We start from the raw sequence: 3,943 nt of genomic DNA on the forward strand, positions 1-3,943 counted from the left end.
GCCCTCTACAGTGGCTCTGACGGTGGCCTGATCGGCTGCCACGGCGCTCGGGTCGCGCCCCTCTTTGAGTTTGCGGATCACTTGGTCGCCCCTTCCGTCGTCCTGCCTTCTAAGTAGCTGTCGAGATCGAGCGCCAGTTTGATGATGCTCGAATAGTCCTCGCCGGCATGTCCATTCTGGCAATGGATGGCGAAGAGCTCTGTTGCCAGATTTCCCATCGCTGCCAGGACTTTCGAGCTGTTCGCCAGTTCCTTGGCGAGCCGCATGTCCTTCAACTGGAAATCCGAGCGGAAACCGCCGGCAAAACCGTTGGCAGAGGGCACATTCTCCATCAGGCCCGGGAATGGGTGATAGCGCTCGAGCGCGTAGTTGTTGCCCGAGGAGTTGCGCATCACATCGCTGAGGATTGCTGGGTCGAGACCATTGGCGACACCGAGTGCCAGCGCCTCGACAGTTCCCGCCATGCATATTCCGGACAGAATGTTGTTGCAGAGCTTCGCCGTGTGGCCCGCTCCCGAAGCCCCGACATGATAGATGCGCTGTCCCATTGCTTCCAGCAGAGGGCGGGCATGCTCGACATCCGTGGCCTCGCCGCCGACCATGAAAGTCAAAGTGCCGGAATGGGCGCGCGGCGTCCCGCCTGAAACCGGTGCATCGATCATGCGCCGGCCGGCGGCGCGGGCGGCAGCGGCGATTTCCACGGTGACGGTCGATGAAATCGTGCTGCTATCCATCAAGAGCGCACCCTTGCGGGATGCCGCGATGACACCCGACGCTCCAAGATAGACGTCGCGGACATTGTCTCCGGTCGGAAGCATGGTGATAACCACATCGGCCGATGAAGCCGCCTCGGCGGCGGAGGTGGCACGTTTCACGCCCTGCTTCTCAGCCGCGTCCTGTGCGGCCGAAGACGGGTCGAAGCCAATGACTGGAAAGCCAGCTTGGACCAGATTGCGGGTCATTGGTTGACCCATATTGCCAAGTCCAAGGAAAGCGACGGTTTTCACTTGAGCATTCTCCCGGTCAGGCAGCCGACGTGTTGACGATGACGGTCTTCGACCAGGTGAAATGCTGGACCATGCTTGCCAGCGAGAGCTCACGTCCCATGCCGCTCATTTTCGTCCCCCCATATTCGATGTTGGCTTCCGCGACGGCAAACTGGTTGACCTGCACGAAGCCGGCGTCGATGCGCGACACGAAGTCGAACGCCGCCGGGAGGTTTTCCGTGAAAATCGTTGCCGCGAGGCCGTAAGGCGTGTCGTTGGCTTCCTGCAGCACGGTCTCGAAATCGGTAAAGCGTGAGACAGTCGCGACCGGCCCGAAGATCTCGTCACGGCAAACGGGTGAGCTTGCGGGAACGCCCTCGATCAGCGTCGTCGAGTAGTAATAACCCTTGTCCAGACCTTCGGGACGCTGGCCGCCGCAAAGGATACGGGCGCCCGGCGTCTGCCGCGCCATTTCGATATAGCGTTCGACACGATCGAACTGCTTGCGCGATACGATACAGCCCACCTGTGTCGCTTCATCCAGCGGGTTTCCAACCCGAAAAGACGGAATGCCGGCCAGGACGCGCTCGATCACCGCATCATAGATGGCGTCGTGGATATAGATCCGCGTACCGGCGGAACACGACTGGCCCTGACGCTGAAGCCGAAGCCCCTGCAGAATGCCACGCGCCGCGCGATCGACATTGGCATCAGCCAGGACGATGTTCGGATTCTTGCCACCGAGTTCGGCTGTGACTGGTATGATCTTGTCGGCGGCGTAGTGCATGATCAAGGCGCCGACGGCGCTCGATCCGGTGAAGCTGATCTTGCGTACAGCCGGATGTTGGCAAAGCAGGCGACCTGCTTCCTCGCCGAGCCCGGTGATTGCGTTCGCGACGCCGGGTGGCAGAACCGCCTGCAGCAGTTCGAACACCCGAAGCACTGCCAAGGGTGCTTGCTCGGCCGGCTTTAGCACGACGGTGTTGCCCGCGGCGAGTGCCGGGGCGATCTTGCTGGCAAGCTGCATCAGCGGTGCATTCCACGGAATGATCGCGCCAACGACTCCAAGCGCCTCGCGTCGCGTATAGAGCAGCCGGCCAGGATCGGGCGGATAGGTCTGGCCGTTGATCTCGCCGGCCAGGCCACCGAAATAACGCAGGATGTCGACCATGGTGCCGGCTTCATTGCGCGATTGGGTTGGAAGTGCGTTGCCAGTCTCCAGCGACGAGAGCCGGGCAATGTCTTCACGGAAGCCGTCGAGATGATCGGCTGCCCGCATGAGCAGGGCGCCGCGCTCTCTCGCCGGCGTTGCCGACCAAGACCGGAACGCAAGGGAAGCCGCATCCACCGCAGAATTGACATCCTCTATGCCGCAGCGTGGCGCAGAGCCGATGATCTCTTCGGTGGCGGGGTTCTCGATATCGAATTGCGCGGTTGTGAGCGCTTTTCTCAAGCCGCCGCCGCAGACGATCTGGCCCGAAAGTCGTCTCGCTTCCGTGGTTTGCGCGCCGATGCGCGCTTCAAGAGAGTCTGTTGCAAAGGCTTTCATATGAGATGGCTTCTGTCGTTTTTGATTGAGCATACGTATGCACTCTGTTAGACATTTGAAATGAGTTTGTCAAACAGGAGTGAGAAATGTCTGTGACAACAATCGGCCTCGTCGCGGGAGACCCATCCGGTGTCGGTCCGGAACTTTGCGCCAAATTGGTCAATGCAAAGGGGCGCCAGAGTGACCTTCGCGTTGCCGTCTTTTGTGGGAAAGGGAGCTTTCGCGACGGAATGCGAATCGCTGGACTCGATGCTGAAATCCCGGTCGTCGATGGCGTCTCATCAATTCCGGAGCGTGGCGGCGTGGCGCTGATTTCAGGTCTGGATCGAGGCGGCCACAAACCCGGTGTGGCGAGCGCGGAGGGCGGAACTGCCACGCTCGCGGCGCTGGAGAGTGCAGCAGACGCGGCCGGGGCAGGGCAGCTCGATGCGATTGTCTATGGTCCGCTCAACAAACAGGCGATGTGGCTGGCCGGTCACAAGGCGATCGACGAACTGCATTTTTTCTCAAATCGCCTCGGGGTTACTGGCTTCTGCTGCGAAATGAATAACCAGGGGGCTCTCTGGACGGCCCGCGTAACCTCGCATATCCCGCTTCGCGCCGTGGCCGACAACATCTCCGTGGAGTCCATCATTGCGGCCACGGTGGCCGGCGCCAGGGCGGTCGAATCATCAAGCGGCAAACGTGCGAGAATAGCCGTTGCCGGCCTTAACCCGCATTTGGGAGAAGGCGGCGCAATGGGCACTGAGGAGATCGAGATTATCCTCCCCGCTGTCGAAAGGCTAAAGGAGCTTGGATACGATGTCGCCGGCCTCTATCCGGCCGATACCGTCTTTCTGCGTGTGGGGCCGGAGAAGCTCGACTTGATCATCACCATGTTCCACGATCAGGGCCAGATCGCGCTGAAGACACTCGGTTTCACCAACACCTCGACCGTTCTTGGCGGATTGCCGCTGCCAATCGTTACCGCCTCGCAAGGAACAGCCTACGACATTGTTGGCCAAAATCGCGCCGACCCCGCCGGGCTGACAGCAGCGTTTGATCTCGCGCATCGTCTTGCTATTGCTGCGCGCAAGGCAGCATAACAGGCGCAAAAGCTGATTTGCGCAAAGGATCCAATGCATGAGACGGTCAACTTCGGTGGATGTCGCGCGGGAGGCTGGCGTATCGCAATCGACGGTGTCTCGCGCGCTCGCCGGCGACGGGAGGATTTCAGAGGAGACAAAGAAAAAGATTCGCAAGACGGCGGAGCGCTTGGGCTATACGCCAAATGGGATCGCGCGAAGCCTGCAGACGAAGAAGACGAATATGGTTGGCCTGATCATGGCCGATATCCTCAATCCGTTCTACCCGGCCGTCCTGGAAATCTACACCCAGAAGCTCAACGCCATGCGCAATCAGCTCCTGT

4 protein-coding genes are annotated in these 3,943 nt (G+C 60.4%); 2 read left to right on the forward strand and 2 right to left on the reverse strand.

Annotation, left to right across the window (positions count from 1 at the left end; genetic code table 11):
• Nucleotides 1-77 precede the first annotated feature (77 nt).
• Both mmsB and EN939_RS24370 read right to left on the reverse strand, forming a co-directional pair.
• The gene (mmsB, locus tag EN939_RS24365) at nt 78-1,100 is read right to left on the reverse strand and encodes a 3-hydroxyisobutyrate dehydrogenase (protein ID WP_306663759.1); all 1,023 of its coding nucleotides are present in this window, start codon (nt 1,098-1,100) and stop codon (nt 78-80) included.
• On the reverse strand, nt 1,024-2,535 hold the full coding sequence (locus tag EN939_RS24370; protein ID WP_127269665.1) for an aldehyde dehydrogenase family protein: 1,512 nt from the start codon (nt 2,533-2,535) through the stop codon (nt 1,024-1,026). The genes mmsB and EN939_RS24370 overlap by 77 nt, the downstream gene beginning before the upstream one ends.
• An 86-nt stretch (nt 2,536-2,621) precedes the next feature.
• Between EN939_RS24370 and EN939_RS24375 the strand changes: the two genes are divergently transcribed.
• Nucleotides 2,622-3,620, forward strand: coding sequence for a 4-hydroxythreonine-4-phosphate dehydrogenase PdxA (locus EN939_RS24375; RefSeq protein WP_127269667.1), 999 nt, complete (start codon nt 2,622-2,624; stop codon nt 3,618-3,620).
• A gap of 55 nt (nt 3,621-3,675) precedes the next feature.
• Nucleotides 3,676-3,943: LacI family DNA-binding transcriptional regulator (locus EN939_RS24380; protein WP_206528329.1), on the forward strand; the 268-nt coding region annotated here is incomplete at its 3' end.

Origin of the sequence: Mesorhizobium sp. M7A.F.Ca.CA.002.05.1.1 (genome assembly GCF_003998335.1) — a bacterium.
GTDB lineage: Bacteria > Pseudomonadota > Alphaproteobacteria > Rhizobiales > Rhizobiaceae > Mesorhizobium.

Excerpts from the sequence above, each read along its gene's own strand:
- EN939_RS24370 (WP_127269665.1), bottom strand. The coding sequence starts at position 2,535 with ATGAAAGCCTTTGCAACAGACTCTCTTGAAGCGCGCATCGGCGCGCAA.
- EN939_RS24375 (WP_127269667.1), top strand. The coding sequence starts at position 2,622 with ATGTCTGTGACAACAATCGGCCTCGTCGCGGGAGACCCATCCGGTGTC.